The sequence below is a fragment of the Sphingomonas antarctica genome (genome assembly GCF_965137005.1).
Taxonomy (GTDB): Bacteria; Pseudomonadota; Alphaproteobacteria; order Sphingomonadales; family Sphingomonadaceae; genus Sphingomonas_O; species Sphingomonas_O antarctica.
Genome location: NZ_CBCRXM010000002.1, coordinates 19,134 through 45,014, shown reverse-complemented (window position 1 = coordinate 45,014; position 25,881 = coordinate 19,134). Strand labels below are relative to the sequence as shown.

29 protein-coding genes are annotated in these 25,881 nt (G+C 63.7%); 10 read left to right on the top strand and 19 right to left on the bottom strand.

The window, feature by feature from the left end:
- Nucleotide 1: 1 nt before the first annotated feature.
- Nucleotides 2-1,240, top strand: a complete 1,239-nt coding sequence (locus ACM9ME_RS02275; protein WP_415642089.1) for a PQQ-dependent sugar dehydrogenase — start codon at nt 2-4, stop codon at nt 1,238-1,240.
- Here ACM9ME_RS02275 and ACM9ME_RS02270 read toward each other — a convergent pair.
- Complete coding sequence (locus ACM9ME_RS02270; protein ID WP_415641808.1) at nt 1,237-2,703, bottom strand: Ppx/GppA phosphatase family protein; 1,467 nt, start codon at nt 2,701-2,703, stop codon at nt 1,237-1,239. The two genes, ACM9ME_RS02275 and ACM9ME_RS02270, sit on opposite strands and share 4 nt — an antisense overlap.
- A gap of 89 nt (nt 2,704-2,792) precedes the next feature.
- On the opposite strand from ACM9ME_RS02270, the gene ppk2 reads away from it, so the two are divergent.
- The 3 genes from ppk2 (at nt 2,793) to ACM9ME_RS02255 (ending at nt 5,450) form a co-directional block, all read left to right on the top strand.
- On the top strand, nt 2,793-3,704 hold the full coding sequence (ppk2, locus tag ACM9ME_RS02265) for a polyphosphate kinase 2 (protein WP_415641807.1): 912 nt from the start codon (nt 2,793-2,795) through the stop codon (nt 3,702-3,704).
- Between the two features lie 502 nt (nt 3,705-4,206).
- The gene (locus tag ACM9ME_RS02260) at nt 4,207-4,758 is read left to right on the top strand and encodes a hypothetical protein (RefSeq protein ID WP_415641806.1); all 552 of its coding nucleotides are present in this window, start codon (nt 4,207-4,209) and stop codon (nt 4,756-4,758) included.
- A complete protein-coding gene (locus ACM9ME_RS02255; protein WP_415641805.1) occupies nt 4,755-5,450 on the top strand; it encodes a hypothetical protein in 696 nt (231 codons plus the stop codon). Before ACM9ME_RS02260 ends, ACM9ME_RS02255 begins: the two co-directional genes overlap by 4 nt.
- Before the next feature lie 262 nt (nt 5,451-5,712).
- Here ACM9ME_RS02255 and trmB read toward each other — a convergent pair whose 3' ends face one another.
- The 4 genes from trmB to lnt are packed head-to-tail and all read right to left on the bottom strand — an operon-like array spanning nt 5,713 to nt 11,272.
- Nucleotides 5,713-6,393, bottom strand: coding sequence for a tRNA (guanine(46)-N(7))-methyltransferase TrmB (trmB, locus tag ACM9ME_RS02250; protein WP_415641804.1), 681 nt, complete (start codon nt 6,391-6,393; stop codon nt 5,713-5,715).
- 36 nt (nt 6,394-6,429) lie between these two features.
- Entirely contained in the window at nt 6,430-8,490 is a 2,061-nt protein-coding gene (locus tag ACM9ME_RS02245; RefSeq protein WP_415641803.1) for an alkaline phosphatase D family protein, read from the bottom strand.
- Between the two features lie 57 nt (nt 8,491-8,547).
- Entirely contained in the window at nt 8,548-9,759 is a 1,212-nt protein-coding gene (metK, locus tag ACM9ME_RS02240) for a methionine adenosyltransferase (protein ID WP_415641802.1), read from the bottom strand.
- A 52-nt stretch (nt 9,760-9,811) separates the two neighbouring features.
- Nucleotides 9,812-11,272, bottom strand: coding sequence for an apolipoprotein N-acyltransferase (lnt, locus tag ACM9ME_RS02235; protein WP_415641801.1), 1,461 nt, complete (start codon nt 11,270-11,272; stop codon nt 9,812-9,814).
- Between the two features lie 52 nt (nt 11,273-11,324).
- Between lnt and ACM9ME_RS02230 the strand changes: the two genes are divergently transcribed.
- The 3 genes from ACM9ME_RS02230 to ACM9ME_RS02220 are packed head-to-tail and all read left to right on the top strand — an operon-like array spanning nt 11,325 to nt 12,612.
- A complete protein-coding gene (locus tag ACM9ME_RS02230; protein ID WP_415641800.1) occupies nt 11,325-11,894 on the top strand; it encodes a hypothetical protein in 570 nt (189 codons plus the stop codon).
- Nucleotides 11,891-12,304 carry a VOC family protein gene (locus tag ACM9ME_RS02225; protein WP_415641799.1) on the top strand — a complete coding sequence of 138 codons (414 nt, stop codon included), beginning with the start codon at nt 11,891-11,893 and terminating at the stop codon, nt 12,302-12,304. Before ACM9ME_RS02230 ends, ACM9ME_RS02225 begins: the two co-directional genes overlap by 4 nt.
- A 5-nt stretch (nt 12,305-12,309) precedes the next feature.
- Nucleotides 12,310-12,612 (top strand): polyhydroxyalkanoic acid system family protein, encoded by a 303-nt coding sequence (locus tag ACM9ME_RS02220; RefSeq protein WP_415641798.1) that lies wholly within the window; start codon nt 12,310-12,312, stop codon nt 12,610-12,612.
- Nucleotides 12,613-12,631: 19 nt separating this feature from the next.
- On the opposite strand, the gene ACM9ME_RS02215 is transcribed toward ACM9ME_RS02220, so the two are convergent.
- Genes ACM9ME_RS02215 through miaB form a run of 5 tightly spaced genes read right to left on the bottom strand, consistent with a single transcriptional unit; the run spans nt 12,632 to nt 17,703 of the window.
- Nucleotides 12,632-13,942, bottom strand: coding sequence for a PQQ-dependent sugar dehydrogenase (locus ACM9ME_RS02215; RefSeq protein WP_415641797.1), 1,311 nt, complete (start codon nt 13,940-13,942; stop codon nt 12,632-12,634).
- Between the two features lie 13 nt (nt 13,943-13,955).
- The gene (locus ACM9ME_RS02210; protein WP_415641796.1) at nt 13,956-14,846 is read right to left on the bottom strand and encodes a hemolysin family protein; all 891 of its coding nucleotides are present in this window, start codon (nt 14,844-14,846) and stop codon (nt 13,956-13,958) included.
- Nucleotides 14,846-15,352, bottom strand: coding sequence for an rRNA maturation RNase YbeY (gene ybeY / locus ACM9ME_RS02205; protein WP_415642088.1), 507 nt, complete (start codon nt 15,350-15,352; stop codon nt 14,846-14,848). Before ybeY ends, ACM9ME_RS02210 begins: the two co-directional genes overlap by 1 nt.
- Nucleotides 15,345-16,346 (bottom strand): PhoH family protein, encoded by a 1,002-nt coding sequence (locus ACM9ME_RS02200; RefSeq protein ID WP_415641795.1) that lies wholly within the window; start codon nt 16,344-16,346, stop codon nt 15,345-15,347. The genes ybeY and ACM9ME_RS02200 overlap by 8 nt, the downstream gene beginning before the upstream one ends.
- Nucleotides 16,347-16,395: 49 nt before the next feature.
- Nucleotides 16,396-17,703 (bottom strand): tRNA (N6-isopentenyl adenosine(37)-C2)-methylthiotransferase MiaB, encoded by a 1,308-nt coding sequence (gene miaB / locus ACM9ME_RS02195; RefSeq protein WP_415641794.1) that lies wholly within the window; start codon nt 17,701-17,703, stop codon nt 16,396-16,398.
- An 87-nt stretch (nt 17,704-17,790) separates the two neighbouring features.
- Between miaB and ACM9ME_RS02190 the strand changes: the two genes are divergently transcribed.
- Nucleotides 17,791-18,261, top strand: a complete 471-nt coding sequence (locus tag ACM9ME_RS02190; protein WP_415641793.1) for a hypothetical protein — start codon at nt 17,791-17,793, stop codon at nt 18,259-18,261.
- Here ACM9ME_RS02190 and ACM9ME_RS02185 read toward each other — a convergent pair whose 3' ends face one another.
- The 7 genes from ACM9ME_RS02185 to ACM9ME_RS02155 form a co-directional block, all read right to left on the bottom strand.
- On the bottom strand, nt 18,262-19,026 hold the full coding sequence (locus ACM9ME_RS02185) for a lysophospholipid acyltransferase family protein (RefSeq protein ID WP_415641792.1): 765 nt from the start codon (nt 19,024-19,026) through the stop codon (nt 18,262-18,264). It abuts the gene before it with no gap.
- Entirely contained in the window at nt 18,998-19,420 is a 423-nt protein-coding gene (locus ACM9ME_RS02180) for a Fur family transcriptional regulator (protein WP_415641791.1), read from the bottom strand. The genes ACM9ME_RS02185 and ACM9ME_RS02180 overlap by 29 nt, the downstream gene beginning before the upstream one ends.
- Before the next feature lie 40 nt (nt 19,421-19,460).
- The gene (locus ACM9ME_RS02175; protein WP_415641790.1) at nt 19,461-19,892 is read right to left on the bottom strand and encodes a Ros/MucR family transcriptional regulator; all 432 of its coding nucleotides are present in this window, start codon (nt 19,890-19,892) and stop codon (nt 19,461-19,463) included.
- A 78-nt stretch (nt 19,893-19,970) separates the two neighbouring features.
- A complete protein-coding gene (locus ACM9ME_RS02170; protein ID WP_415641789.1) occupies nt 19,971-20,444 on the bottom strand; it encodes a GNAT family N-acetyltransferase in 474 nt (157 codons plus the stop codon).
- Nucleotides 20,441-21,040, bottom strand: coding sequence for a tRNA (adenosine(37)-N6)-threonylcarbamoyltransferase complex dimerization subunit type 1 TsaB (gene tsaB / locus ACM9ME_RS02165; protein WP_415641788.1), 600 nt, complete (start codon nt 21,038-21,040; stop codon nt 20,441-20,443). The genes ACM9ME_RS02170 and tsaB overlap by 4 nt, the downstream gene beginning before the upstream one ends.
- Nucleotides 21,041-21,059: 19 nt before the next feature.
- Nucleotides 21,060-21,650: a malonic semialdehyde reductase gene (locus ACM9ME_RS02160; protein WP_415641787.1), complete on the bottom strand. Its 591-nt coding sequence runs from the start codon at nt 21,648-21,650 to the stop codon at nt 21,060-21,062.
- Entirely contained in the window at nt 21,647-22,216 is a 570-nt protein-coding gene (locus tag ACM9ME_RS02155; RefSeq protein WP_415641786.1) for a NifU family protein, read from the bottom strand. The genes ACM9ME_RS02160 and ACM9ME_RS02155 overlap by 4 nt, the downstream gene beginning before the upstream one ends.
- 258 nt (nt 22,217-22,474) lie before the next feature.
- On the opposite strand from ACM9ME_RS02155, the gene ACM9ME_RS02150 reads away from it, so the two are divergent.
- Both ACM9ME_RS02150 and ACM9ME_RS02145 read left to right on the top strand, forming a co-directional pair.
- A complete protein-coding gene (locus ACM9ME_RS02150) occupies nt 22,475-23,797 on the top strand; it encodes a DEAD/DEAH box helicase (protein WP_415641785.1) in 1,323 nt (440 codons plus the stop codon).
- Between the two features lie 183 nt (nt 23,798-23,980).
- Nucleotides 23,981-24,772, top strand: coding sequence for an SDR family NAD(P)-dependent oxidoreductase (locus tag ACM9ME_RS02145; protein ID WP_415641784.1), 792 nt, complete (start codon nt 23,981-23,983; stop codon nt 24,770-24,772).
- Here ACM9ME_RS02145 and infA read toward each other — a convergent pair.
- On the bottom strand, nt 24,769-25,023 hold the full coding sequence (infA, locus tag ACM9ME_RS02140) for a translation initiation factor IF-1 (protein WP_415641782.1): 255 nt from the start codon (nt 25,021-25,023) through the stop codon (nt 24,769-24,771). The two genes, ACM9ME_RS02145 and infA, sit on opposite strands and share 4 nt — an antisense overlap.
- Before the next feature lie 91 nt (nt 25,024-25,114).
- Nucleotides 25,115-25,783: a PEPxxWA-CTERM sorting domain-containing protein gene (locus ACM9ME_RS02135; RefSeq protein ID WP_415641781.1), complete on the bottom strand. Its 669-nt coding sequence runs from the start codon at nt 25,781-25,783 to the stop codon at nt 25,115-25,117.
- Nucleotides 25,784-25,881: the final 98 nt, after the last annotated feature.

The following is a 25,881-nucleotide window of genomic DNA, read 5'->3' as shown; positions in this document are numbered from 1 at the left end:
GCTGTTGCCGATTTCCGTCGTTGCGCTGGCGGCATGCACGGCCGCCGCGCCGGTTTCGAACGACGGTCGCGCCAATCTGACGCCGGTACAGCCGCCATTCCATCAGCAGGAGCTGGCCAAGTTCGACGCGCCGTTTGCGATGGCTTTCCTCCCGGGCGGTGCGGTGCTCGTCACCGAAAAAGCGGGGCATGTGAAGCTGCGCATGCCGGACGGCGGGATCACCGATGTCGCGGGCGTGCCGGCGGTGGCATCGGGTGGGCAAGGCGGCTTGCTCGACGTCGCGATAGCGCCCGATTTCGCCCAGAGCGGCATGATTTACCTGAGCTATGCCGAGGGCAGTCCGGACAATTCGCAACTGGCCCTCGCGCGCGCGACATTGGTGCAGCATCAGGTGCAGTGCATCCGCGCACCTTGTCCGCCGCAAGCCATGCTCGCAGGCCTAACCGTGATCTGGCGCTCAGGCTCTGCGGGCAAGGGAGGTCAATTCGGCGCGAACATCGCCTTCGCGCCTGACGGTAAGTCGCTGTTTCTGTCATCGGGTGAGCGTCAGCGATTCATCCCGGCGCAGGATCCCGATCAGGCGCTGGGCAAGATCATGCATCTGACGCTCGATGGTAAGCCAGCGGCGGGCAATCCGTGGGCCGGCAAGATCGCCCCGGCCACTGTGGCAGTCATCGACCCGCCAAAGAATACCGGGCTCGCGGCGTCGGCACCGGCGCGGCAGGCCGCCGGGCATCCGACGACCCCGGCCGAAACCTGGTCGACCGGCCATCGCAATCCCTATGGCCTCGCCTTCGATTCTGCTGGACGCTTGTGGGAGGTCGAGATGGGGCCGAAGGGCGGCGACGAGGTCAATCTGATCACGCGGGGCGGCAATTACGGCTGGCCCAAAGCGTCGAACGGCGACAATTACGATGGCAGCGCAATCCCCGCTCATAAAGTTGGCGACGGTTTCATGGCGCCGAAGGCATGGTGGAACCCGTCGATCTCGCCGGGCGGAATGATGATTTATTCGGGCGCGATGTGGCCCGCATGGCGCGGATCGATGTTCGTCGCCGCATTGTCGGGCGAAGCGCTGATCCGCGTCGAGCTTAGCGGCGACACGGCGCGTGCTGCCGAACAATTTGCGATGGATACGCGTATCCGGGACGTGGCGCAGGCGCCCGATGGCGCGATCTGGGTATTGGAAGACGGCGAAAAAGGGTCGGGCGGCCGGCTGATCCGCCTCAGTGCGAACTAGGCCAGTTTGAGCGACGCTTCGCTGCCAAAGGCCGTGGCGAGAGTGCGGTGCTGTTTGCGAACGACGTCACCATACAGCGCCTCATCCGCGCGCTTGAGCGTCAGGACCAGCTTGTCGTCCGTGCGTGACAGCCACGCACAGGCCAATGGCGCGGTGTGATTGGCGCCGAGGCGCTCGGCCAGGCGGATCGCTTCACCCCAACGCATCGCCAGCGCATGTGTCGTCTGCAGCGCGTCGGGCCGCCCCTTGCCGCCCCACGCGGTGTACAGCGCCTGCGCCAGCAATTCGCGTCCACGCGCATCGATGCCGATCCACGGGCTGAGCAGGGCGACGTCGATGGCGTGTTCGGCGCGTGCTTCTGATTCTTCTTCCAGCCCGCCGCCGCTGACCAGGCAGGCGGCGGTGCGGATCGCCGCCTCGCAACGGCTTTCGCCGGCGAACAGCGGCGCGATCCACTCGGCAACGGCCGCACCGTCCCAACCCGGCCGTCCCGAGCGCTGCTGCCACCCGCGTGCGCCTTCGATCAGCGGGTCGAGTTCTTGCACGTCGGGCGTCAGTGCTTGGAACAACAAACCTTCCCGCAAGCCGAAACCCGAGATCACGAAATTGGCGAGGCCAAGATGCGCCGCCAGCACTTCGAACAGCGCCGCCAGATCGTCGAGCATCGGCACGCGCGCGCTGGCGATGCCGGGGATACGCCGCAACTCGGCCGTCTCACGCGCGGCGATCGCTTCGCGCAGCAACGACAGCCGATCGGCGGGAATGATATGCCCGTGCACCAGCGGCACGCGAACATCGAGCAAGTGCAGATCGAGCGCCGCCAGCGCGCGGCCGGTCCCGCCAACCGAATAATAGTCGGTTGGCGCCGTCTGTTCGGGCCAGCCGCCCTCGTTCAGCATCCGCCGGATCGTCTTGGCGTCGAGCCGGCCGTTCTTGCCGCGCAAGGCGGGCAGGCGCAGCGTTCCCAACGGAAAGCTGGCCGGCCGGTCGAGCGCGCCATTCGCCAGATCGACCAGTTCGAGACTGCCCCCGCCGATATCGCCGGCAAGGCCCTGCGCGCGCGGAAAGGCCGAGCGCACCCCCATGGCGGAGGCGATGGCTTCCTCCTTGCCGCCCAGCAATTGGGGTTCGAGGCCCGTCGCTCGCACCGCATGCAAAAAGTCGGGGCCGTCGCTGGCATCGCGCGCCGCCGCAGTTGCGACCGTTGTCACGTCATGCACGCCAGCGGCTTTCAACACCGCGGCAAACCGGCGGCAGGCGGCGACGCCGGCGGCAAAATTATCGTCGCCGATCATGCCCGTGGCGGCAAGGTTGCGCCCTAGCCCGACCGCGACCTTTTCATTGTACAGGATCACCGGCACGCGCGACGGCGCGGCGTAAATCACCAGCCGCAGCGAGTTCGAGCCGATATCGACGATCGCCCGGCGCGCGTCGGTCCGGTCGGAGACGGAGTGCAGCGCCATCACCCGTCGCCCTGCGCGATGCGCTCCATCCGCGCAAGGCTGTCACGAACTTGACATATTGCCGCGCCAATCCGCACCTTGGGGCGGAAATGAGCATCATGGACGAAACCAACCAATACGCCGCTGCCGCGAATGAAGAGACAGCGGAGGAAGAGCTGGAACTCGAGGTCAGTGAGACCGCGAACGACGCATTTCCGATCGAGGACAATGTCCAGGCGCATCATTCTCAGATCGATCGCGAAACCTATTTCACCGAACTGTTCCGGCTGCAGCACGAACTGGTCAAGTTGCAGGACTGGATCCAGCAATGCCGGCTGAAAGTCGTGGTGATCTTCGAAGGGCGCGATTCGGCGGGCAAGGGCGGGGTCATCAAACGCATCACCCAACGGCTGAACCCGCGCGTCTGCCGCGTCGTCGCGCTGCCCGCGCCCAATGAACGCGAACGCAGCCAATGGTATTTCCAGCGATATATCTCACACCTGCCAGCGGCGGGCGAAATCGTGTTGTTCGACCGCAGTTGGTATAATCGCGCCGGTGTCGAACACGTCATGGGCTTCTGCACCGACGAAGAATATGCCGAATTTTTCCGCACCACGCCCGAATTCGAACGCATGCTCGTCCGCTCGGGGATCATCGTCCTCAAATACTGGTTTTCGATCAGCGACGAGGAACAGGAATTCCGTTTCAACATGCGCATCAACGACCCGCTGAAACAATGGAAGCTGTCGCCGATGGACATCGAAGCGCGGCGGCGCTGGGAAGATTATACCAAGGCCAAGGAAGTCATGCTGGCCAAAACCCACATCGCCGAAGCGCCGTGGTGGGTGGTCGAAGCCGATGACAAGCGCCGCGCGCGCCTTAACGCCATCGCGCATCTGTTATCGCAAATTCCCTATGGCGATGTGGTCCGCGAATCGCCGCGCCTGCCCGAACGCATCCGCCACGAAGATTATGCGCGCCAGCCGGTGCCTGACGAAATGTACGTGCCGGAGCGTTACTGACGGAGGCACCGGAGGTACCAAACCTCAGTTATCATGTCCCGTATCCATTTGTTAATAATAGGCAATATGCGTTTTTCTGGCAGCTTTTTTTGGCCAAACAATCACCCAGCAATCACCAAAAGGCTGACGAAGTAACACAGAGATGTCCCGCTGATTCAGTCATTCATTCCATCCTCGATCGGGCCACAATGCGTATCTCGAGCGCCATTGTCGACCGCACGCCTGGAATGCGTGGGAGATGAGTGCCAACCGTAGCTTTGCCCCTCCATACGCGTTAGGCATCTGCCAATCTGCAGACACCGAGGGTGGCGGTCCGCCTGTCTTCTGAGGAGATAGCCCGGTGTCGGCGGCTGGCGCTGCCACTCTGCGGCCAACCAGATCAGGTTTTGATTAGGGCGCTCATGCTAAGAGAGCTCGACGATTTTGCGTTTGACACATTTAGCACGGAGACCCTATCTGTCCTCGGTCCTAGGACAACGGACGCCGAATAGATAAGGTCGATATGAAAAGCCAGGACATCGTCATATTGCTCAAGCTGGTGAGCTTGGAAGACAAGATCGGGCATGGTCATCTCGAAGAATCGACGATGCCAGATCCGTTCGCATTGCGAAGTCTTGAAAGCGATCTGGGTATCAGCAAGACTGAGATCAGCGCATCAATCCGGCGTAGTATCACGTCCCACCTCGCCATAAAGTCCGGCGATCGCGCAAAGGTAAATCGTCGCAATCTCATTGAGCTTGTCCAACACGGGCTGAAATACGTGTTTCCCGCGAAGCCCGGCGCACCGCAACGCGGCATCGCCACAGGCTTTGCCGCACCTATGCTGGAAGGGAAAATCGTAAGCTCTGGCGCCGACATCTATGTCTGGCCTCATCCCGAAGGAAAGCAAAGAGGTCTCTCAATCTCGCCATTGTTCAAATCTGTCCCCGACGCAGCGCTCAAAGACGCTCGACTGTACGAACTGCTTGCGCTGATCGATGCCATCAGGACCGGCAATCAGCGCGAAGCAAATCTCGCTCAACGCAGTTTTGAGGAACGGATGGCACACGCATGAGCCTGCAGGGTGAACTGCTCGCAATGCTGGAAAAAGTCGCACAGGCATTGGGCGATGATTTGTGTCAGCGGATGGTGTTTGTCGGCGGATGCTCGACTGCAGTGCTCATCACCGACGAAATCACATTGCAGGAAGTTCGCGCCACAGACGATGTCGACCTCATCGTCGACCTGACCGGAATGGCGCAGTGGATGCAGCTTCAGGAAACTTTGCACCAGAAGGGTTTCACGGTGTCGGGGGAAGATGACGTGATCTGCCGAATGCGGCTCGGCGACCTTAAGGTCGACTTCATGCCAGATGATCCGAACATCTTGGGGTTCAGCAATCGCTGGTACAAGGAAGGCATCTACACGGCGGTAAAGTACGCCCTACCCAGCGGAAGGGTTATCAGACACCTGACACCGCCGATCTTTCTGGCGACCAAGCTCGAAGCTTACGCGGGCCGGGGTGAAAACGATCCCCTTGGAAGCCACGATTTGGAAGACATCCTTAACGTCGTGGACGGACGACCAATGCTCTTTAACGAGGTAAAGTCGGCAGATGCCGAGGTCCGCGATTATCTGTCAGAGCAATTCCAAACGCTTCTAAAACATCCGGACTTCGAGAATTTTCTCTATGGAAACATCAGAGGGCCGGATGGCAGAGCCGAGCTGGTGCATAGCAGGGTGAAGGCACTGGCCGAGATAAGATAGCAAACCTAGATAGCGCGCCCACGGCAGCGGGCATCGCTGCGATCTGTATCATCTGGCGGCCCAAACAACGACCGGCACGTACACGGTGTTGTGCAGAGGTGCCGATTGCTTCGGCTGAAATCACAGGCCTGCCTCCGAAATTGTTGATGACTGATTGTCCCTGCCGAAGCACGGCACGGAAGCGGAAAATGGGGCGTTTTAGGGACAATTCGGGCGTAGTCGGGTTCGCAATAAGCATCTGAAATCAAACAAAAATGGCGGTTTACCGTCGCTGGTATCGAAAGTACCAAACCTCATGGCCCAACCGACGCGCTTTGCGCTCATAGCGGGTTTCGGGCCAGTCGGCGGGGCGTTCGAGGAAGTCGCGCGGCGTTGCGGCGTGCCATACGAAACGATCCCGCAAGTTCCGCATCACCATCATGGCGTGCGCGACATAGACCGGGTGGTCGGTGCCGAAGCGAAATTCGCCGCCGGGCTTGAGTTTTTGGTGGACCAGCCCGATCGGCCCGGCGTTCATGAAACGCCGCTTCGCGTGGCGTGCCTTGGGCCACGGGTCGGGGTGAAGCAGGTAGACGCGGTCGAGTGAGGCATCGGGCAACCGCTGCAACACGTCGAGCGCATCGCCCATGTGCAGGCGGACATTGCTCAATCCATCATCGCGAATATGGCCCAGCGCGCCGACCACGCCGTTGAGGAACGGCTCGCAGCCGATAAAGCCGTGATCGGGCGTCATCGCGGCCCGCCCGGCGAGATGTTCACCCGCGCCGAATCCGATTTCGACTTCCAAGGGTCGATCGTCGCCGAACAAGATGCGTGCATCGAGCGGACCGTCGGGTACCGTCAATCGCGGCAACAAATCGTCGACCAAGGCCGCTTGCCCCTGGCGCAATTTATGCCCCTGTCGCCGTCCGTAGAGGCGGCCAATCGATAGCGGGTCGGTCATGCCGGTGTCCCTAGAGAGCAGCAGGCATGATGCCAATCAGATCGACAGACTGACGTCGCCTTCGACGATATGCTGGCGCAGCTTTGGCGGCTCGCCGGGCTGCCACATCTCCGCGCCGTGCCGCACACGATAGCGCAGCGGGCCGCCATCGGGTGTCGTCGCACGCACGATCGGGCGGACGATGCACACGAATTCGGTGTCGATCGCGTCCCGCCCGGCGGTCACCACGGTATAGCCATGTCCGGCCATGTCGACGAACGCGACGTGCGGCGCGAGGTCCGGATTGGTCAACGCCCGTGCCTTGGCGATGTCGCCGCTCGCCGCATATTCGAGCGCGGCGCGCACACCGCGCTTGACCGTGAGGTTGATCGTGTGTTCGGGGGCGCCGCCCGCCGGTCTGCGCACATACAGCCCGCTCCGCGGTGAAGGTTTACCGAATTCGACCGCTTCGCCCAAGCCGGGCGCGGAGATCGAGCCGGTGATGAAGCTGAGGCCGACCGGTTCGAACGCTGCGGGCGGCAGTGCGGGCGCGGCATAGCCGGCCCAGAAGCTGTGACGATCGCCCGAAACGGTGACGAAGCCCGAAACCTTGCGGTCGCGGACCAGATCGTAGATTTCCCGGCGCTCCGCGAACGCACCGCTGAAATCGGCGCCGGGAAACGTGCCATAATCCCTCCCCGGCCATGGCGCCTTGAACAGTCCCGCGGGCAGGTTTTGGGGATCGGTCCGCATGTCCAGCGGGCCATTCGTCACGCCCCAGATTTTCCAGGTCGCCGCCGATTTGGTCAGCCGATCCTTGAGCCACGCTTTCTGCTCGCGCCCGAGCACGGTGACGGCGGGCTCGTCTTTGCGGAAATTGGGGATGGTCTTGTCGCCGATCGCGATGGTCACAGGCGGCTTGCCGCCGGCATAGTCCTTCCCGCCGTCGACGATCTCCAGCCACTCCTGCGGGATGACCGGATAGTCGCCCGAATCGAGCGCCGCCGCTTCGGGCCGCCCGGTCGGGTCTTCCATGCGATAACTGTGCAAATCGGTGAGGATCAGATCGACATGCTTGCCGTACCGCATCGCGCGATAGGCGGTCATGCTGCCGATGGCGATGCGGTTGTTGGCTTCGTCACCAAAGCCGTCATCGTCGACCTTTGTGATCGGAGCGGCGACCACCCTCGGCGGCGCGAAGGCATCGAGTTCCGGCCCCGAAGCCTTGCGCACACGCGAAGGGATATATTCCCACCACGCCTGGTTGGCGGCGACGCGGAGCGGCTGGGCGGGTTCGACCTTGCCGCCGGGATATTGGATGAAGCTCTGCCAGCCCTGCCACGAGAATTCGTGGTTGTCGCCGATACACACGAACGGGAAATAGGCGCGCGCGTCCTGAATATCGGGGTCGCGGATGTGCGCGCGATAGACGTGGCGATAGCCCTCCAGCGTGGTCGGCACGTGGAAATTGCCAACCTTTCGGCCATCGGGGATGTGGCCAAGGTCATAGACGATGCGCGAATAGCGGTGCGACACGTCTTCGGGATATTCGACGACTTCGTAGATGAAATCGCCGAGATGGAGCACGAAGCCGAGCCGTTCGTCGGCGGGTGCCCGCGCGTCCTCCCAGATCATCCGCCGATACGCGTTTTGCGCGCCCTCGTTGACGCTGTTGCACGACACGAAGGCAAAGCGGACGGGGCGATCGTCGGTGACGCGCGGCGCGGTGATTGTCCGGCCGACGCGGCTGCCCGCGCCGGTATCGTCGACAAAGCGGTACCAATAAACCGTCGCTGGCTTGAGACCGCCGGCGAGGACGCGGCAGGTCCAGTCGGATTCAGCGAGGACGGGTGCGCGAACCGATGCCACGACGCGCGTAAACTCGGCGTCGAGGGCGAGTTCGGCGGTGAGCCGGTGCTCCGATCCGGACTCGAATGGACGGCGCGTCCACAGGATGACGCTGGTCGGTTCGGGATCGCCCGACGCGACACCATCGGCATAAAGATCGCGCCGCTCGGTCCACTGCATCCGCGAAGCCGCAGCAACGGGCCGCGCCCAAGCTGCCGTTGCACCAAGCGCCGCCGCGGCGGCGATGAACGAGCGCCGATCATATGCCATGCGCAAGTCGTAGCAGAAGATCAGGCTCGACGCATGGTGCCAGACGGCGACACCATCTTAAGCCAAAGCGGCTTTCAAGTCGTCGACCAGATCGATCTTCTCCCACGGGAAGAAGTCGCCCTCGGCCTTGCGCCCGAAATGGCCGTAAGCCGCGGTGCGGGCGTAGATCGGCTTGTTGAGCTGCAAATGCGTGCGGATGCCGCGCGGGGTCAGGCCGCCGAGCTTCTCGATCTTGCCAATCGCTTCCTCGATCTTGTCGTCATCCACGGTGCCGGTGCCGTGCGTATCGACATACAGCGACAGCGGCTTCGACACGCCGATCGCATAGGCCAGCTGGATCGTGCAGCGCTGGGCGAGGCCCGCGGCGACGATATTCTTGGCGAGGTAGCGGGTGATATACGCCGCCGAGCGATCGACCTTGGTCGGGTCCTTGCCCGAAAACGCGCCGCCGCCGTGGGGGGCCGCGCCGCCATAAGTGTCGACGATGATCTTGCGGCCGGTCAGGCCCGCGTCGCCGTCGGGGCCGCCAATTTCGAAGCTGCCCGTCGGGTTGATGTGATATTCGGTCGCGTCGCTCAGCAATTCGGCGGGAATGACCTTCGCGATCACGGCCTTCACATAAGCGTGGAGTTCGGCTTCTTTGTCGCCTTGGTCATAGCCCTTACCGTGCTGGGTCGAGACGACGACGGCGGTGCAGGCAACGGCTTTGGCGCCTTCGTAGCGCAGCGTGACCTGGCTCTTGGCATCGGGCTCGAGGAACGGCGCGGCGCCCGAGTGGCGGTCGGCGGCCATCTGGGCGAGGATCTTGTGGCTGTAATCGAGCGTGGCCGGCATCAGATCGGGGGTGTCGTTGGCTGCGTAACCGAACATGATGCCCTGGTCGCCCGCGCCTTCGTCCTTGTTGCCCGAGGCATCGACGCCCTGTGCAATGTGCGCCGATTGCGGATGCAGATTATTCTCGAAGCGCAAAGTCTCCCAGTGGAAGCCGTCTTGCTCGTAACCGATCTTTTTCACGGTATCGCGAACGGCCTTTTCGACTTCTTCGCGTACGCCCGGTGCCCAATTGCCGTCGGTATCCATGATCCCCTTGCCGCGGATTTCGCCGGCAAGCACGACGAGCTGTGTCGTGGTCAGCGTCTCGCAGGCGATGCGCGCCTCGGGGTCTTTCGACAGGAACAGGTCGACAATGGCGTCCGAAATCTGGTCGGCGACCTTGTCCGGATGGCCTTCGCTGACCGATTCGGACGTGAACAGGTAATTGGCGCGCATAGGAACGGCGTCTCCGCAGCAATGTTGGATATAAAGAAAGCTTTATGTGTCCTTACGCTTCACGGCGACGCAGGGCAACCGCTCCCAGCGCCAGAGTGAGCGCGAACAGCAGGGGTAGAAAATTGCCGAGGCGCGAAAATGGCGTTGGAGCTCCCGCCTCGGGCAACGTCGTCTGGATATATCCGGCGCGATGCAGCGGCAGCGCGACATTGACTGCGCCGCGGCTGTCGATCACTGCCGAAATGCCGGTGGGCGTCGAGCGGACGATGGGCATCGCTTCCTCCGCCGCACGCAATCGCGCCTGGGCGAGGTGCTGCGGCGGTCCCCAATCGCCGAACCACGCGTCGTTCGACGGATTGAACAGAAAGCGCGGGCGGTGCGTCGCGTCGAGCACCTGTCCCGAAAAGATGATCTCGTAGCAAATCTGCCCGCCGACCGGCCCGATGCCCGGCACATCGAGACTGCGTGGTCCGGGCCCGGCCCAGAAATCGATATCGCCGGGGACCAGCCGCGAAAGTCCGATCGCGGACAGCACCGGTCGCATCGGCAAATATTCGCCATAAGGCACCAGATGCGCCTTGCCATAGCGCCCGCTGATCCGCCCGGCGGCATCCATCGCGAACAGCGCGTTGCGCGCCGCGACCATTTCGCCCGTTTCGAAGATCAGCGAATCGGCCCCGAACAACACGGTGTCGCGCGGCCCGAGCACCATCGCGATGCGCCGCCGTGCCCAGGGCTGCAGTTCGGGATACCAGGGAATGGCGGCTTCGGGCCACAGGATCAGCCGCGGGAGCGGCCCCGGCGTCCCGGTCAGCGCCTCGAGTTTGTCGAAATTGATCGCGTCGAACGTCTCGTCCTGCTTGTCCTGTTGCGAAATGTTGGGCTGGACGACGCGGATCACTGTAGCGCTGCGTCCCGGATCGCGGCCGAGCAACAACCAGCCCCCACCCAGCGTGGCGATGAGCGCGAGCGGAAACGCGATCAGCCGCCGCCGGTCGGCCAGCGCCGCTGCGCCAAGCATGACGATGCCCGACAGGCCATACGTCCCGACCAGCCGCGCCAGCCCGCGCGCGGGCGTGTCGGCCAGTGCTGCCGCAGCGGGATTCCAGGCGAACCCGGTAAACATGGTCGCGCGCAGCCATTCGGCGACGATCCAAGCCGCCGCTGCCGCCAACGCATAAGCCGACGGCTTTGCACGAAAGCGCCACGCCGCGAGCGCCATCATCGCTGGATAGACGGCCAGATAGGCCGACAATAACACCACCGCGACCCAGCCCAGCCAGACGGGCATCGTTTCCTGATACCGGAACGCGCCCGCGATCCAGTTCAGCCCGACGACGAACTGCCCGAACCCGAAAGCGTAACCGAGCAAAGCCGCGCCGCGCCAAGTCTGCGCCTGCTGCACCAGCATCAGCAATGCGGCAAATCCGGCATAGCTTAGCAACCACCAACCGGTCGGCGCGAAGCCGAGTGCGGACATCAGGCCGGCAGCGAGAGCGATCAGATAAGGCACGCCCGGCCCGATAGCCCTTCGACAAGCCGGACCCAAACGCTAAGGTTGCGCAATGATCCCGCTGCTTATCGCCGCCGTCGCCGCGCTCCCCGCGCCGCTTGCCCAGACCGACCGTGACGATTTGCGCTGCGTCGCCGTGCTCGCCGTCGTCGCGCACGAACAGGCTGGCGGCTTGTGGAGCCAGGTCGGCGCGCTGTCCGATGACGGCCCGCGCTTTGCCGCGCGCATTGGCGACTCGCTGGTCGAACGCGGTGTCGCGCGCGAGGCGGTGCGCGATCTTTTGATCGGCGAGGCCAAGGGGTTGCAGAAAGGCGGACCGCTCAAGCAGCCCGTTGTCGCGCATTGCGTGGCGCGTATGCACGTCGTGGTCCCGCCGTTGAGCCTCGCCCGCTGTGCGGCGGTGATGATCCACGCCGCCGATCTCGCCAGGGCCGAGGAGCCCGACACCGAGAACACCCGCGAACTGGCCGCGCTGGCACCCGTCGTCGCCTATCGCGCGCAACAGGGGGGTGTGACCGCGGAACAGCTTGCCAGCGAACGCGACAAGGTCGGCCGCGAGCCGGCGATCGACGGCGCCGAACTCGACGATTGTGCGCGGCTGGCGGTCGAACCGAAGAAGTGAGGCCGTTTCACCTCGCCTTCCCGGTCGACGATCTCGACGCGGCGCGCCGCTTTTACGGTCACGTGCTCGGTTGCGCCGAAGGCCGCAGCAGCGCGACGTGGATCGACTTCGATCTCTACGGGCATCAGCTTGTAGCGCACCTTGTCCAACGCACCGGCGATGCGGGCGGCAATCCGGTCGATGGCCACGACGTACCCGTGCCGCATTTCGGCGTGGTGCTGACGATGGCCGATTGGCAGGCGCTGGCCACACGGCTGGAAGCGGCGAAGACGACATTCGGCATCGCGCCGCACATCCGCTTCAAGGATCAGCCGGGTGAGCAGGCGACGATGTTCTTTCGCGATCCCGCAGGCAACGCGCTGGAGTTCAAGGCGTTTGCCGACGACAGCATGATTTTCGCGAAGGAATAGCCCGCATGTCCGATCCCATCTCGCTCGATATCCCGCATCAATTGGGCAAGGACGGCGTGCGTCAACGGCTCGACGGCGGCATCGGTAAGATCGGGCAGATGATCCCCGGCGGCGGCGCGGTGCAGCATAGCTGGGACGGCGACACGATGAATTTTACCGTATCCGCGCTGGGTCAGGAAATGCGTTGCGCGGCGACGGTTTCGGACAAGAATGTCCACGCGGTCGTCGACCTGCCGCCGATGCTGGCGCTATTCGCGGACAAGGTGCGCAGCGTGCTCGGCGCGGAATTGCCCAAGTTGCTGAAGTAACGCGTCACCGGGGCGATGGCTATTTCGCCGTCACCCGCCACACAACATTGCCGACATCGTCCGCGACCAACAGGCCGCCATTTTTGCGCGCGATCACGCCGACCGGACGCCCCTGTGCCTTGCCGTCCTTGTTCAGGAAACCGGTCAGCACATCGCGCATCGGGCCGGCCGGATAGCCGTTGGCACCGAACGGCACGAACGCGACCTTGTACCCCGACACCGGCACGCGGTTCCACGATCCATGCTGGCCGATGAACGCGCCATTCTGGAACGCGCCGAGCGATCCGAAGGCGAGGCCGAGCGAGGCGGTATGCGGCCCCAGCGCATAATCGGGGCGGCGGGTATATTGCTGGAGGTCGGGACGTTCCTCGACGCGCTTGTCCACGTTGCCGCCCCAATAGGTGTAGGGCCAGCCGTAGAACGCGCCGAAATCGACCATCGTCAGATAATCGGGCGCCAGGTCGGAGCCGAGCATGTCGCGCTCGTTGACCACCGTCCACAATTGGCCGTTGACCGGATTCCACGCCATGCCGACCGGATTGCGCAGCCCCGAGGCGTAAATCCGCATGGTCTTTTGACCGACCGGGACTTCCCAGATCGCGGCGCGCTTGTCCTCTTGCTCCATCCCCTTTTCGGCGATGTTGGTCGATGATCCGACACCGATATACAGGAACTTGCCGTCGGGGCTGGCGACGACGTTCTTCGCCCAGTGATTACCGCCGCCGGGCAAGGCGACGATCTGTTCGGGCTTGGCGGTGATCGACGTCGCGCCGGTGGTGTAAGGGTAAGACAACAGCGCGTTGTGTGCGCCGACGTAAAGCCGGTCGCCGACCAGCGCCATGCCGAACGGGGAGGCGACGCCGGTGATGAAGGCGGTCTTCACGTCCGCCTTGCCGTCGCCGTCGGTGTCGCGCAGCAGGCTGATCCGATCGGCGGACGGCACGCCCGCGCCGGCTTTGTTCATCAACCAGCCCATCACGATATCGGCGATGCCGCTGGCCTTGCGCGGCGGCGAATTGGTTTCGGCGACCAGAACATCGCCATTGGGCAATTCGTACAGCCAGCGCGGATGATCGAGCCCGGTGGCGAACGCGCCGACTTGCAGGCCCTGGGCGGCAACCGGCATCGCCCCGTTTTGCCAGCCGACGACGCTGGCCACCTTGATCGTCGGGATCGACTGGATACGCGGTTCGGTCAGATTGGGTTTTGCCCCCGACACCGCTTCGGGCGTCAGCTTGGCAACATCCGGCCGCGTCAGCGCGAACCAAGCGATGGCCAGCGCGACCGCCAAAATGGCGACGACGATCAGGATACGGTGATACCAGCGCATGTTCTTCAAGTCCTCAGGCGGCGTCGGTTTCAACGCGTGGGGGCGGATGCAGTCGCAGGCGCGTGACGCGGCGCGCATCGCCCGCCGTCACTTCGATGCGCCAACCGCTGGGGTGGGTCAGGATTTCGCCCGGCTGCGGAACATGCCCGGCGAGCGTCGCGGCGAGTCCACCCAGCGTGTCCACATCGTCCTCCGCGTCGATTAGATGCGGGTCGATTTCCCGCGCAACGTCTTCGAGTTCGGCACGGGCATCGGCATCCCACAACCCGCCGTCGAGCGGGATCAGCAACGCCTCTGGCGCATCGTCATGCTCGTCCTCGATATCGCCGACAATCTCCTCGACCAGATCCTCGATCGTCACGAGCCCCTCGGTGCCCGAATATTCGTCGATGACGATGGCGAGGTGAACGCGGTGTTCGCGCATCTGGGCGAGCAGATCGAGCACGCCCATCGATTCGGGGACGTAGAGCGGCTGGCGCACCAGAGACTCGATCGTCCCGGGCGCGTCGCCGGTGGCCAGCCGCGCGAGCACATCCTTGACGTGGATCATGCCGGTGATCTGGTCGAGGCTGTCGCGATAGACCGGCAGGCGGCTATGCCCGGCTTCGGCGAATTTGTTGACGAGGTCGGTGAAGCTGATGGTCTCGTCGACGGCGATGATGTCCGATCGCGGCACCGCGACATCGTCGACCCGCCGCTCGCCGAAATGCAGCAGGTTGCGGACCATCTGCCGTTCGACGGGGGTCAGGTCGCCCGGCTCATCGGCGCCCGGTTCGTCCTCGTGATCGGCGATCGCTTCCTCGATCTGGTCGCGCAGCGTCGGTTCGTTGCTTTCGCCGAACACCAGCGAGCGCAACCCCTGCCACAACCGGCCCCCTTCGCGGCTACTATCGCCCTCCGGCATTATTGGTCCTCGATCGGGTAAGGGTCATGCAGGCCGAGCGCCGCCATTGCGTCGCGCTCAATCGCCTCCATCGCCTCGGCTTCGGCATCGTTCATATGGTCGTGGCCTAGCAGATGCAGCGTGCCGTGGACAATCAGGTGCGCGGCATGGGCTTCCAACGTCACGCCGCGTTCTGTCGCCTCGCGCGCGCAAGTTTCGTGCGCCAGTGCGATGTCGCCGAGCAGGATTTCGCCATCGTCCGAATTGGCGAGCGACGGCAGCACATCGGGCTGAACCATCGGAAAACTCAGCACATTGGTCGGCTGGTCTTTCTGCCGGTATTGGCGGTTGAGCGTCTGGACTTCGGCATCCGAGGTCAGCCGCACCGACACTTCCACCACCGCGGCGAGATCAGCGAGTTCGGCGTGTGGCGTGCGTTCGAGGCCCGCGCGCACCGCTTTCTCCGCCAGTTCCTCCCAATCGCCTTTTGGCCAGGGCGCCTCGAGCGCCACGGCAACATCAAGCACCCCGGGTCGGCCCTTCATAGGCTTCCACGATCCGCCCGACGACGGGGTGGCGCACGACATCGCCGATGCCGAAGCGGACCATGCCGATGCCCTCGACGCCTTCAAGCTTGGCGACGCCGTCGTTCAGGCCCGATTCCTGGCCTCTGGGCAAATCGGTCTGGTTGGGATCGCCGCACACCACCATCCGGCTGTTCTGGCCGAAGCGCGTCAGAAACATCTTCATCTGCATCGGCGTGGTGTTCTGCGCCTCGTCGAGGATGATGAAGCTGTCCGCCAGCGTCCGCCCGCGCATGAACGCGATCGGCGCGATCTCGATTTCGCCCGAAGCGATGCGACGCTCGACCTGTTCGGCGGGCAGGCAATCGTACAGCGCATCGTACAGCGGACGAAGGTACGGATCGACCTTCTCCTTCATGTCGCCGGGCAGGAAGCCGATCTTTTCGCCCGCTTCGACCGCCGGGCGCGACAGAATCAGCCGCTGGACGCTGCCGGTGATCAGCTGCGCCACCGCCTGAGCTACCGCGAGATAGGTCTTGCCCGTCCCCGCCGGCCCCAACGCAAAGATGATATCGTGGCTGGTCAGCGCTTCCATATAGCGCGTCTGCGTCTGCGATCGTGGCAGAATGGTCTTCTTGCGCGTGCGGATCATGATGCCGCCGGCCAAGTCGCTTTCGTGGCGGATGATGCCGTCGAGCACCGGTTCGGCGGACATGGCGATGGTCGCATCGACCGCGCCGGCATCGATCTCATGCCCCTGCACGATACGGTTGTAGAGGCTGGTCAGCACGTCGCGGGCGCGCGCCGCCGCCGTGGCCTCGCCTTCGATCTGCAATTTGTTGCCGCGCGCGGCGATGTACACACCGAGCCGGTTTTCGATGGCGACGAGATTCTGGTCGTATTGCCCGAACAGGGTTCCCAGCAATTGCGGCCGGTCGAACACGACTTCGATGCGGCTGCGGTCCCCCGCCTGGGCGGGAACGGGCTTGCGGCTCATGCCTTGGATAATTCCATCAACGCACAGCTTGGCATCGCCGCTGCGTGCGTCAAGCGGCTTTCGCGAGGATCCGTTCGCCGGTCAGGCTGTTCGGCCCGGCGGCGACCAGGGTCACGTCGATCAGATCGCCGATGGCGTGATCGCCGATGACGTGCACCGATTGCAGCCACGGCGACTTGCCAAGCCACTGCCCGGGCAATTTGCCGCGCCGTTCGATGAGAATCTGGCAGGTCTTGCCGACGCTGGCGCGGTTGAAGGCATGCTGACGCGCGGCAATCGCGGCTTGTAGGCGGTGCAGTCGTTCGAGACCCGTTGCTGGATCGACATGATCGGGCATCGTTGCGGCCGGCGTGCCGGGGCGTGACGAATAGGCAAAGCTGAATGCGGCGGAATAACAGGCTTCGTCGACGATGGTCAGCGACTGCGCGAAATCATCTTCGGTTTCGCCCGGGAAGCCGGTGATGAAATCGCCCGACAGCGCGATATCGGGCCGCGCGGCGCGGACGCGGTCGATCAGGCGGAGATAGCTGTCGCGCGAATGACTGCGGTTCATCGCCTTTAAAATGCGGTCGCTGCCCGACTGCACGGGAAGGTGCAGATAGGGCATCAGTTTTTCGACATCGCGGTGCGCGGCGATCAGCCCCTCCGCCATGTCGTTGGGATGACTGGTGGTATAACGAATGCGCGCGAGGCCCGGCAGCTTGTCGAGCGCGGCGATGAGGTGGTGCAGCCCCTGCGCCTCATCACCCCAGGCGTTCACATTCTGGCCGAGCAAAGTGAGCTCGACCGCGCCGCTGTCGATCAGCGCGCGCGCCTCGTCCATCACCGCTTCGAACGGGCGGCTGATCTCGGCACCGCGCGTGTAGGGCACGACGCAATAGGTGCAGAATTTGTCGCAGCCTTCCTGCACCGACAGGAACGCGCTCGGCCCCGATTTGCGACGGGCGGGAAGGGCATCGAATTTGCTCGCGGCGGGCATGGAGGTGTCGATCGCGCGCCGGCCCGCAGCCGCTTGCGTCACGAGCTCGCCCAACCGGTGATACGCCTGAGGCCCCACCACAATATCGATATCCTTGGTGCGGCTGCGCGCCGCCTCGCCTTCGGCCTGCGCGACGCAACCAGCCAGCGCGACCATCGGTTTGCTGCCGTCCTCGCGCCTCAGCGCACCAATTTCCGAATAAACGCGGTGCGTCGCGCGGTCGCGGATGTGGCAGGTGTTGAGCACGACCAAATCCGCATCGTCCTGTCCCACCGCCGTCATGCCGTCGGCAGCGAGCAACTCGCCCATGCGCTCGCCGTCATAGACGTTCATCTGGCAACCGAAGGATTTGACGTGATAGGTTTTGGGCGCGGACATAATGGCGCGCCCATAGCTCAGACGTCACTTCTTCCCAAGCGGGCGAGCGCGCGTTAGCCTTCGCCGCGACTCTTGGGGGAGACCGACATGAACCGATTTCACGCACTGACTGCAGTCGTCGCGCTGATGACACCCGTGGCCGCTTATGCCGATGCGGCGGTCGAAGCCCCGATCCGCACGATGGTCGCAGCGTTCAACAAGGGCGATGTGCCGCTGGCCAAGACCACGCATGTCGCCGCGCCGATGATCCTCGACGAGCCGATTGCGCCTTATGTGTGGAGCGGGCCAACGGCGTTCGACGACTGGATCGCGGCATTGGGCAAGTCCGAAGCAGCGGAAGGGAAGACGAACGGTGTCGTCGCGATCGGCACGGTCACCCGCGAAACCGTGACCGGCGATCACGCCTATGTGATTTTCCCGTCGACCTACACGTTTCAACAAAAGGGCATGACGATGCGCGAAACCGGGTCGATGACCTTCGCGTTGATCAAGCTGGGCGCGGCGTGGAAGATTGCCGCTTGGACCTGGACCAGTCCCGAAGCGGTGATGATCAAATAGTCAGGCCATTGCCGCGCTGATCCGCGCCCGCGCTTCGGCGGCGACGGCTTTGCGCCCGCCGAGCGTCGCCGGATCGAACGGTTCGAGGAAACGGATCGTCAGCGGGAAACTGCCGGCTCGCGCAAAAATGCGCAGCGCGTTGCCGAGGCCCAGTTCTTCCCTGACCCACGCCACATCGGGCGCGGCGCAGTAATCGAGGAACACCGGCTGGACCATGACACCCGGCGGCGGCGGATCGAGCACCGCCAGCAACGCCCCCTTGAACGGCAACAGGTCGAAGCCGTCGGTCGTCGTGCCTTCGGGGAAAATCGTCACCGACCAAAGTTCCGCCAACGCATCGCGCAGCCGCGCTATCTGTTCGGCCACACCCATGCGGTCATCGCGCTCGACGAACAGGGTATGGTTGAGCGTCGACAGCCAGCCGACCACCGGCGCGTCACGTAGCTCCGATTTGGAGACGAATGCGCTACCGGTCGCGCCGGCAATCGCCGGAATATCGATCCAGCTGACATGGTTCGAAATGAACACCACGTCGCGCCGCAGCGGCTTGCCGATCTTTTGAACCCGCGCACCCGCGATCCACGCGACGATGCCCAGGAAATGGCGCGGCATCCATACCGGCACGTGCAACACCCGGCACATAAAATGCAGCGGCAGCATCACCAATAAAGCGATCAACAAGGCGGCGACGCGCGCGCCGATGCGGAGGCTCCCGATCAGCCCATGGCCGCGCGCCTCAACCCTTGCGGTCGAGGGCGACGCCATACAGCTCCATGCGGTGATCGACGAGGCGGAAGCCGAGTTTCTCGGCGATCATCTTTTGCAACGCCTCGAGCTCCGGATCAACAAATTCGATGATCTTGCCCGTTTCGACGTCGATCAGATGGTCGTGATGCGCCTCGGCGGCGGCTTCATAGCGCGAGCGTCCGTCTCCGAATTCATGGCGCTCGAGTATGCCCGCCTCTTCGAACAAACGCACCGTGCGATAGACCGTGGCGATCGAAATGCCCGGGTCGATCGCCGATGCGCGCTCGTGCAGCGCCTCGACATCGGGATGATCGTCGGATTCGCCGAGCACTCGTGCGATAACGCGGCGCTGATCGGTAATGCGCAACCCCTTGGCCGCGCACAGGGCTTCGATGTCGATCGGACGATGCATGAGGGACGCCTAACCTAGTCAGGCGTCCCCGGAAAGGCGCTTACTTGCTGCGCTTGCGCTTCGTGCCCAGACCGATCGCTTTGGCGAGCGTGCGGCGCTGTTCGGCATAAGCCGGGGCGACCATCGGATAAGTCGCCTGCAGGCCGAATTCTTCGCGATACTGTGCGGGCGTGACGCCATGATCGGTCATCAGGTGACGCTTGAGCATCTTCATCTTCTTGCCGTCGTACAGGCAGACGATGTGATCATCCTTGATCGACGAACGTACCGAAACGGCGGGCTGGCGCTTTTCGGCGGGAGCGGCTGCGGCATCGGTGTGGCTGACGCCCGACAGGCCCGCGAGCGCGCCGTGCACATTGCTGATCAGCGTCGCGAGGTCGTTGACCGACACGCTGTTGTTGCTGACGTGCGCCGCGACAATGTCGGCGGTCAGCGTGATCAGCGTTTCGTTGATTTCATTGGCGTCGGTCATCGGTGATCCTTGTGATTTGATATGTCGGGGGGCAACGCGGCAGGGCGCATATATATCCGTATTGGCGCAAAGGTCACGCTATTCTTGGGACGAAAGCACCAAGACATAGGTTTCGGCGTCGAACACTTCGCCCACGGGTCCGCGATAGTATTGCGGCCGATCTCCGGCTTTCATGAATCCGCGCGCGCTATATAATTCAATGGCTTCGTTGCCAGCGCGGACCTCGAGATGTATTTTCTTGACGCCGGCGATGCGCGCAAATTCTTCAATATCGGTGAGCAATGCAGCGGCGGTGCCAACGCGCCGCGCCGTCGGTTCGACCGCGATCAGCATCAATTCGCTTTCGTCGAGGACAGTGCGAACCAAGGCAAAGCCGAGCAGGCGTTGCCGCCGCTTCGCGACCGTCAGCCGTGCGCCAGGCATCGCCAGCACACCCGCCAATTGCGACAGCGTCCAGGCCTCGCCGAAACGCGGGTCGAACGCGCGCTTCATCAGGTCGACGACATCGCCGATTTCATCCGATTTGGCTTCGCGGATCACGAGCGGGGTCACGCGCGCAGCACGTCGGCGCGGCTGAGCGCAGGTTTGGCATCGGGCGCGCGACCGTAAATCGGCACCGGCGGCAAATTGCGGAGTTCGGCGGGCAAGTGTAGCGCATATCGTGCGTCGAGCGCCGTAGCGATCCCGCCAAACTTTTGCGCGGCGTTGCCAATAATATGGAATCCCTCGATCGCAAGGTCTTCAGGCAGAACCGATGCCGCGATACCCTCGGCGCGCAGTGGATCGGTGACGAACGGCTGGACGAAATACTGGCCGTGCCCGCCCTCATTGACCGCGAGCAACCGCGGCGCCTCGACGCCTTGCGCCAAGGCGCGGGCGGCCACCAACGCGGTCGCGCCATAGCCCTGCACCTTGATGCCCCAACCGATCGCCAGGCCCAAAGCAGCGGCGATGCCGACCCGCAGGCCGGTGAAGCTGCCCGGACCGACATCGACCAGGATTTCGCCCACCTCGCGTGGTGTCAGCGCATCGATGATGCCGATCAGCCGCTCAGCGGTGCCGCGCGCCGTTTCCTCGTGGCGGAACGCGACCAGCCTGTCGCCGTCGAACAGGGCAACCGAGGCGGCGGGACCCGCGGTCTCGATCACCAACCGCCGCAAGCGCCGATCAGACGATAGTGTTGAAGCGGTCGAAGCCGGGGCGCGGCAGGCGACCGAAGATCGTCGACGGATCGCCGACGCCCAGTGTCGAGATGAAGTTCGCGCGCACCGGCGTCCCGGCAAAGAACTCCGCATCGACCCCGGCATTGTCGAAACCCGACATCGGCCCGGTATCGAGGCCCAACGCGCGCGCCGCCAAGATGAAATACGCGCCCTGCATCGACGAATTGCGGATCGCCGACACCTCGATCAACTCAGGCTTGCCGACGAACCAGCTTTTCGCATCCGCCGGCGGAAACAGCTCGGGCAGCTGTTCGTAAAACTCCATGTCCATGCCGATGATCACCGTCACCGGCGCCTGCAGGATTTTCGGGCCGTTGGTGCCGCTGGCATGTTTCGCCAGTCGCGCCTTGGCCGCGTCGCTCTCGCACCACACCAACCGCGCGGGAAGCATGTTGGCCGATGTCGGCCCCATCTTCATCAATTCCCAGATCGCATCCATCTGCGCATGCGACACGGGGGCATCGCTATAACCGTTATAGCTGCGCCCTTCGCGGAACAGCCGGTCCAGCGCGACGTCGTTCAGGGGTTCGGTCATACGGCGCGCACCTCGGTTACTTCGGGTACATAATGTTTGAGCAGCGATTCGATGCCCTGTTTGAGCGTTGCCGACGATGACGGGCAACCCGCGCACGCGCCCTGCATCTGCAGGAACACCTTCCCCTTGTCGAAGCCGCGATAGACGATGTCGCCGCCGTCACTGGCCACGGCGGGGCGGACGCGCGTTTCGATCAGATCCTTGATCTGTTCGATGATGTCGGCATCCGCCGGATCGTCGGTCGAAACTTCGGGGCCGATAGCGATCGACGCCGCGCTGGCCGGGCGGAACAGCGGCATCGCGGCGGAGAAATGATCGAGCAGGATTTCGAGCACGTCGGGCTTCAAATGTGGCCAATCCACGCCCGGCGCGGCGGTGACCGAGATAAAGTCGTAGCCGAAGAACACGCCGGTTACATCGCCCAGATCGAACAGCGCCTCGGCCAATGGCGACGCCTCCGCTTCTTCCGGCGTCGCAAAGTCGCGGGTTCCCGACGGCATCACCTGCCGTCCGGGCATGAATTTGAGCGTCGCCGGGTTCGGCGTCGTTTCGGTTTCGATCAGCATGACGGTGGATGTGGGCGCGCACCTGGCATGGGTCAACCGTCACGACTTGCAATTTGGCGGATCTTGCCGCATACGCGTTGCAGCGCAGCATCAATTGCGATGCGGATCGGCCAGCGTGAATAGCCCTTTATCGGGCCGGGCACGATCCAGAGACGCTTTAGCCATGTGGCTTCCCTTTCACGCGGGTTGTCTGAAACCCGCTTGCTTCGTGCAGGGCTATTGCCGTGCGCGCCGCTCGCATTTGACGAGTATATTTTCATGACCAGTTTTAAAGATTTGGGGCTTTCGGCTCCGATCCTCGCCGCGCTTGCGGCCAAGAATTACGACACGCCGACGCCGATTCAGGCGCAGGCTATTCCGCCCTTGCTCGAAGGCCGCGACCTGTGCGGTATCGCCCAGACCGGCACCGGCAAGACCGCCGCGTTCGCGCTGCCCAGCCTGATGCGCCTTGTCGCCAGCGCCCGGCCCCGCAAACCCGGCACCTGCCGCATGCTGGTGCTGTCGCCGACGCGTGAACTCGCATCGCAGATCGCGAAATCGTTCGAGGATTATGGCCGCGGGCTCAACATCCGCACCGGCGTCGTCTTCGGTGGTGCGCCGATCAATCGCCAGATCAAGATGTGTGCGCACGGTCTCGACATCGTCGTCGCCACGCCGGGCCGCCTGATCGACCTGATCGAACAGCGTGCGCTGAGCCTGCGCGATGTCGAAATCTTCGTCCTCGACGAAGCCGACCAGATGCTCGACCTTGGCTTCATTCATGCGCTGAAGGCGATCGACCGCTTGCTGCCCAAGCAGCGCCAGACGCTGTTCTTCTCGGCGACGATGCCAAAGACGATTGCCGAACTGGGCGACCGGTTCCTGACCGATGCGGTCAAGGTTTCGGTGACCCCGGTCTCCTCGACCGCCGAGCGCGTCGATCAGTATGTCACCTTCGTGTCGGGCAAGGAAAAGCAGGCCTTGCTGTCGATCGTGCTGAAAAAGGAGCCGATCGAGCGCGCTTTGGTCTTCACCCGCACCAAGCATGGCGCGGACAAGGTCGTGAAGCACCTCAATGCCGCCGGCCTCCGTTCCGGCGCGATCCACGGCAACAAGAGCCAGAATGCCCGCGAAGCGGCGCTGGCGGCGTTCCGTCGTGGCGACATGCCGATCCTGGTCGCGACCGATATCGCCGCGCGCGGGATCGACGTGTCGGGTGTCAGCCATGTGTTCAATTTCGACCTGCCCAATGTCGCCGAACAATATGTTCACCGCATCGGCCGGACCGCACGCGCCGGCGCGACCGGCATCGCCGTCAGCTTCGTCGCGGGTGAGGAAAAGGGCTGGCTGCGCGACATCGAAAAGCTGACCGGCGTGAAGCTTCAGCCGGTGCCGCTGCCCGAAGGGTTCGACGAAGAAGCCGCCAAGCTGCCCAAAGTCGCGGTCACGCGTGACGATACGCGCCGTGACATGGGCCATGGCGGGCGTCGCCAGGCTGCCCCGCGTGGCGGCGCGTCGGACGGCGAACAGCGTCGCTTCCGCCCGCAGCGTCCCAAGGGCGTCGGCACCCACCGCGGCGCAGTTCAGCGCGTCGGGCGGTAATTACGTAACGTCGCCCCGGCGCAGGCCGGGGCCGCAACTGGCGGTCGTTCCTTATCGCTGGCGGCCCAGTGTTGGGTTGGACATGCGCCGCACGTCCACGAACCGTCGGGAGACGGTTCGACCCACCACTCTTCGCCGGGGTGACGGATGCTGTTATCGGCTCTCCCAAAACAGGAGAGCAGTATGACCGATAAAATGAACGGCGCCGTCGCCATCGTCACCGGTGGCGGCACGGGCATCGGTGCTGCGACCGTTGCACTGCTCGCCAGCCGTGGCGTCCGCTCGATCGTCAATTACGCGCACAGCCGCGACGAGGCCGAAGCGGTTGCCGCCGAACATAACGGTTTCGCGGTCCAGGCCGACATCGCCGACGACGCGCAATGTCGCGCCCTCGCCGCCGCCGCGCTCGACAAATTCGGACGGCTCGACTTCCTCGTCAACAATGCCGGGCGCACCAAACACGTCGCGCACGAACAGCTCGACGGGCTGAATGCCGACGATTTCATCGATATTTATCGCCTCAACACGATCGCGCCGTTTCAGATGGTGCGCGCTTGCGAGGCCGCGCTGCGCGCTTCGCCTTTTGCCGCCGTCGTCAATGTCGCATCGGTGGCGGGGGTGTTCGGTATGGGATCATCGGTCGCTTATGCCGCGTCCAAAGGTGCTCTGCTGTCGATGACCAAAAGTCTGGCGCGCGTCCTGGCGCCGACAATCCGCATCAACGCCGTTGTGCCGGGCTATGTCGCCAGCGGCTGGTATGAAAAGATGCTCGGCCCGGACGGCTTTGCCGCGCTCGGCGAACGCATTGCCGCGGCCGTGCCGATGCAATTGACGACCACGCCCGAAGACGTCGCCGCGCCCATCGTCATGCTGCTCGACCCGGGGTCGCGCGCGATTACCGGGGAAACGATGCTGATCGATGCGGGCGGGCATCTCGACGTCGCCTTGTCGCGGCGACCGGGGCGTGAGGGTTAGCGTCCGCCGCCCGGCCCGGGACCCGTGCGGCCCGGCATGAAGCGATAGATGATCCGCCCCTTGGTCAGGTCGTAAGGCGTCATTTCGACCAGCACCTCGTCGCCGGTCAGCACGCGGATGCGGTTCTTGCGCATCTTGCCGGCGGTGTGGCCGAGCACTTCATGATCGTTCTCGAGCTTGATGCGGAACATCGCGTTGGGAAGGAGTTCCATCACCATCCCGCGCATCTCGAGGAGTTCTTCTTTAGCCATTCAAATCCTTGGACGAAAAGTCACATGTCAAACAAAACGCGCGCCCCCTTAGCGGAGACGCGCGCTCGTGACCAGTTAAGTGGTGAGTGGCTTACGCGACCGCAAGACGGCGACGGCGCGATGCCGCACCGATCAGGCCGAAGCCACCGATCATCAGCGCCCAATTGGCGGGCTCCGGCACTGCGCCGACGCCTGACACGCGCAACTCGTTCAGGCCGAACACATGCTCTGCCGGATTGGTGCCGCAGCACGGGCTCTGGTGAACGCCATCGGGTGCTGTCGCGACGCTGGTCGGGCGGAACTGCAGATAACGATACGCGCCGGTGTTGAGCGACGTGAAGGTCTGGGCCGAAAGCGGCGTGCCCTGCTGCTCCGGATTGAGCGTACCCGACGCAATCGTCGTAAAGGTGGTGAACGACGCGCTGTTGCTGGCGACGATCGAGAAATTGCCTGTCCCGCGGTCGTTATACTGCGCATTGTGCGTGTTGAAGAGGTCGAACGAGCTCAGCCGGTACTTGCTGCCCAGATCGATCGAAATCGCCGCGTTGACATTGCCATTGTCGGGATTGAGCCAATAGCTGCCGTCCTGCGCATTCTCGTCGATCGCGCCCGTCTGCTGGTCGAAAATGTTATCGGCCGAGAACGTGCCGTTATAATCCCCGGTCGTCGCATAGACGTTGGCCGGAGCGAGCACGATCTGCGCGGCATTGGCGGCCATCGGCGACAGCGCAACGACGGCGGCGATCAAAAGCTTCTTCATGACTTCTCCCCTGTAGCGCATACCATATCATGCGTTGGCCACGTCAGCGAGTCATTCAGAATCCCAAGTTGAAACGGAAGGCTCGCCGAAGCGAGCCT

Bases quoted from the DNA above. Each gene is read 5' to 3' on its own strand.
- ACM9ME_RS02270 (WP_415641808.1), bottom strand. From the start codon at position 2,703: ATGGCGCTGCACTCCGTCTCCGACCGGACCGACGCGCGCCGGGCGATC.
- ppk2 (WP_415641807.1), top strand. From the start codon at position 2,793: ATGAGCATCATGGACGAAACCAACCAATACGCCGCTGCCGCGAATGAA.
- ACM9ME_RS02260 (WP_415641806.1), top strand. From the start codon at position 4,207: ATGAAAAGCCAGGACATCGTCATATTGCTCAAGCTGGTGAGCTTGGAA.
- ACM9ME_RS02255 (WP_415641805.1), top strand. From the start codon at position 4,755: ATGAGCCTGCAGGGTGAACTGCTCGCAATGCTGGAAAAAGTCGCACAG.
- trmB (WP_415641804.1), bottom strand. From the start codon at position 6,393: ATGACCGACCCGCTATCGATTGGCCGCCTCTACGGACGGCGACAGGGG.
- ACM9ME_RS02245 (WP_415641803.1), bottom strand. From the start codon at position 8,490: ATGGCATATGATCGGCGCTCGTTCATCGCCGCCGCGGCGGCGCTTGGT.
- metK (WP_415641802.1), bottom strand. From the start codon at position 9,759: ATGCGCGCCAATTACCTGTTCACGTCCGAATCGGTCAGCGAAGGCCAT.
- ACM9ME_RS02230 (WP_415641800.1), top strand. From the start codon at position 11,325: ATGATCCCGCTGCTTATCGCCGCCGTCGCCGCGCTCCCCGCGCCGCTT.
- ACM9ME_RS02220 (WP_415641798.1), top strand. From the start codon at position 12,310: ATGTCCGATCCCATCTCGCTCGATATCCCGCATCAATTGGGCAAGGAC.
- ACM9ME_RS02215 (WP_415641797.1), bottom strand. From the start codon at position 13,942: ATGCGCTGGTATCACCGTATCCTGATCGTCGTCGCCATTTTGGCGGTC.
- ACM9ME_RS02210 (WP_415641796.1), bottom strand. From the start codon at position 14,846: ATGCCGGAGGGCGATAGTAGCCGCGAAGGGGGCCGGTTGTGGCAGGGG.
- ACM9ME_RS02200 (WP_415641795.1), bottom strand. From the start codon at position 16,346: ATGAGCCGCAAGCCCGTTCCCGCCCAGGCGGGGGACCGCAGCCGCATC.
- miaB (WP_415641794.1), bottom strand. From the start codon at position 17,703: ATGTCCGCGCCCAAAACCTATCACGTCAAATCCTTCGGTTGCCAGATG.
- ACM9ME_RS02190 (WP_415641793.1), top strand. From the start codon at position 17,791: ATGAACCGATTTCACGCACTGACTGCAGTCGTCGCGCTGATGACACCC.
- ACM9ME_RS02185 (WP_415641792.1), bottom strand. From the start codon at position 19,026: ATGGCGTCGCCCTCGACCGCAAGGGTTGAGGCGCGCGGCCATGGGCTG.
- ACM9ME_RS02180 (WP_415641791.1), bottom strand. From the start codon at position 19,420: ATGCATCGTCCGATCGACATCGAAGCCCTGTGCGCGGCCAAGGGGTTG.
- ACM9ME_RS02175 (WP_415641790.1), bottom strand. From the start codon at position 19,892: ATGACCGACGCCAATGAAATCAACGAAACGCTGATCACGCTGACCGCC.
- ACM9ME_RS02160 (WP_415641787.1), bottom strand. From the start codon at position 21,650: ATGACCGAACCCCTGAACGACGTCGCGCTGGACCGGCTGTTCCGCGAA.
- ACM9ME_RS02155 (WP_415641786.1), bottom strand. From the start codon at position 22,216: ATGCTGATCGAAACCGAAACGACGCCGAACCCGGCGACGCTCAAATTC.
- ACM9ME_RS02150 (WP_415641785.1), top strand. From the start codon at position 22,475: ATGACCAGTTTTAAAGATTTGGGGCTTTCGGCTCCGATCCTCGCCGCG.
- ACM9ME_RS02145 (WP_415641784.1), top strand. From the start codon at position 23,981: ATGACCGATAAAATGAACGGCGCCGTCGCCATCGTCACCGGTGGCGGC.
- infA (WP_415641782.1), bottom strand. From the start codon at position 25,023: ATGGCTAAAGAAGAACTCCTCGAGATGCGCGGGATGGTGATGGAACTC.
- ACM9ME_RS02135 (WP_415641781.1), bottom strand. From the start codon at position 25,783: ATGAAGAAGCTTTTGATCGCCGCCGTCGTTGCGCTGTCGCCGATGGCC.